This window comes from Flavobacterium sp., assembly GCF_044368995.1.
Lineage (GTDB): Bacteria > Bacteroidota > Bacteroidia > Flavobacteriales > Flavobacteriaceae > Flavobacterium.
Map to the genome: position 1 here is coordinate 1 of NZ_JBIPMS010000166.1, position 2854 is coordinate 2854.

Below are 2854 nucleotides of genomic sequence, written 5' to 3' on the forward strand. Positions count from 1 at the left end.
TTTCGGGCAAAGGACGCACTTGAAGATATTTAGAATTTGAAACAATTTCTCTTCGGGCTACATCAAATTCTGGGTCGCCAAAAAAGTCTACATCGCCGGTTGGATAACTAATATTTAAATCTAATGTTATAGGCGATATATCTAATTTCCCTATTTTTTGTGGATACAATATGGCTTTTTTGAATATTTTCGATTTGTAAACTCTATTGTTCACTACCGCGCGTTCCCATCCACCTGAGACATCTTCCGTTTGACTCCAAAAATGATTAAATTTTGTAACCATGTTTTTATTTAGCTCGATTTCTAAATTGGGTGCCAAATAAATACGATAAAACACCTCAACTGGTTCATTTACAAACGCTATAGTTTTATTAACTTCTACATCAATAAACAATAAATTATTTGCGCCAGAAATGGATTTACTTACTGTTACGGGTTTTGATACGTTTGTTGAATTTTGATTTCTCTGTATGGCATCGGCCGCTTTTTCATTTGAAACAGTAACAGTAACAGATTTAGATGTATATGTTTTGCGATTAAATTTAATAGTTGCGGGAGAAATAATTAAACTTCCGGCTTTAGCGGCTTGAATTACATAAGTATATACTTGTTGTATGGCGTAATCACCATTACTATATTCTTCATTGGAGGAAACGTATGAGCCACCCTTGTTAAACCCATTAAAATTTGGCGGTGTAAAGTTTGTGCCTTCTTCGTTAAAAATATAAGTAACCTGAATCACTTCACCAATTTTAAGGTTCGTTTTTTCTGCTTTTACCTCTAATTTTACCTGTGAAAAGGAAAGAAAAGGGAAAAGCAATAAGGTTACTATTGTTTTTATTTTGTTGTTCATTTTACCAATCTTTTTCTGTGCTAATTGTGTTTGTTTTTGTTTTGTTTGCGTTTACTTTTTCTTGTACTTTTTTTTCCGCATTGCTAATTGCTTTTAGCACGTTATCCATTCGTTGTTTGTTGGCGCTTGGTTTTTTGGTTTGGGTCTTTTCTTTTTGGTTTGAATTGTCTTTGTCTTTTTGTTTTTTGTTTTCCTTATCTTTTTTATTTTTTTTAGGGCTTGGTTTTGGCGGATATTTCTTTAATAATTTTTTTGCTAACGCTAAATTGTATCTGGTTTTTTCATCATTTGATTTGGCTTTTAAAGCATTTTTGTAAGATGCGACTGCTAATTTGTAATTTTTGTCTTGCATGTATGCATTTCCTAAATTATGAAATGCTTTGTGTTTTTGCAAGTTGTTTTTTGCAATTAAAGCGGCATTTTTATAATTTGTTATGGCTTCACCATACTTTTTATTTTTATAAATGGTGTTGCCTAAATTGTATTCCGCTTGTTGTTCTTGCGTTTTTTCTTTAGCTTTTATGGTTCGCAATTCTTTTTCTTTTTGTTGAAAATTTGCTGTCTTTTTCTCTTGTGTCAATGCGGTTGTCGAAACAAAAAATAAAATAAAAACTACGTTCATTCGTTTATTTTGAAACCAATATTTTATGTTAAAATTAGTGTTTATCATAAAAAACTCTAATAGTAATAACAAAAACGCAATACCTAAAAACCACTGAAATTGCGATTGCTTTTGCGCCACTTGTTGGGCATTAAATTCTTGTTGTTTTACAGATGCTAATGCCAATTTTATAGTAGCAATCACTTTTGAAATTTGTGAATCATTACAATAAATTCCTTTGGTTTCCGAAGCAATTTTTTGTAACACCTCTTCGTTTAATTTCGTAGTTACAACTTGTCCGTTTTTGTCTTTTTTTACTTGTTGAAAACCCAATTCATCTACAAATTTAATTGTGCCGCCAGTTAAAGTTCCAATACCAACTGTAATTATTTTTACATTTTTTTCTTTAGTTAATTTCGACACGTCAAAAGAAGTATTTTCGTGATCTTCACCATCTGAAAGTAAAATAATAGCTTTACCTGAAGTTGGGTTGTCGAAGAAAGCTACACTGGTTTCAATGGCACTTTCAATAGCCGTTCCTTGAGAAGAAATGATATCTGTATTGATACTTTGTGTAAACATTTTTGCCAATTCATAATCCGTTGTCATAGGCAAAATAGGATAAGCACTTCCGGCGTATGCTACAATCCCAATTCTGTCGCTGCCAACAGAATTGATAATTTGGGTCATTATCTGCTTGGATTTTTCCAGTCGGTTGGGCTGAATGTCTGCGCACAACATGCTTTTTGAAACATCTATGGCAAATACTATTTCTACTCCTTTTGCAGGAACAGTTTCTGCTTTTGAACCCAATTTAGGATTCACCAAGGCTAAAACAATAAAAAAAACAGCCATTATTTGTAGCATAAATTTAATACGCGAGGTCTGTTTTGACGAATTTACAAGTAGTTTTTCAAGGGCTTGTGGCTCACTAAATGCCGTTTGTTTTTCCATTTGCCATTTTATATAGGCTTTCTGTGCTACCAATCCAATTGGAATTAGCAACAGTAAAATAAAATAATATGGCGATTCAAATTCAAACATTAGATAAAACTTTTAAATAGCGTTCGGCTTAAAATCATTTCTAGCACTAGAAAAAACAATCCTATTAGCAACCAAACACGAAATTGTTCATCAAAAAGCAGCAATTGATTTTCTATAATTTTAGATTTTTCTAAACCGTCAATTTCATCATAAATGGCTTGTAATTTGGTGTTGTCAGTCGCTCTAAAATATTTTCCTTTGGTTATTGCTGCTATTTCTTGTAAAATTTTCTCGTCTATTTCCACTTTTTGAGGTTGAAAAACAATGTTTCCGTTACTGTCTTTCGCTACGGGAAAATTAGCCATTCCGTTCGTTCCAACGCCTACTGTGTAAACTTTTATGCCGAAATCTCTAGC

At 32.4% G+C, this 2854-nt stretch carries 2 protein-coding genes and 1 pseudogene; all 3 read right to left on the reverse strand.

Features of this window, described 5'->3' with window-relative positions; genetic code table 11:
• A partial coding sequence (locus ACIQ2I_RS08870; RefSeq protein WP_396182051.1) for a BatD family protein occupies positions 1-853 on the reverse strand: 853 nt, incomplete at its 3' end.
• A 1-nt stretch (position 854) separates the two neighbouring features.
• Positions 855-2498 carry a VWA domain-containing protein gene (locus ACIQ2I_RS08875; protein ID WP_396182052.1) on the reverse strand — a complete coding sequence of 548 codons (1644 nt, stop codon included), beginning with the start codon at positions 2496-2498 and terminating at the stop codon, positions 855-857.
• Positions 2498-2854: pseudogene (locus ACIQ2I_RS08880) on the reverse strand (aerotolerance regulator BatA); the annotation flags it as partial. The pseudogene ACIQ2I_RS08880 and the gene ACIQ2I_RS08875, both read right to left, overlap by 1 nt.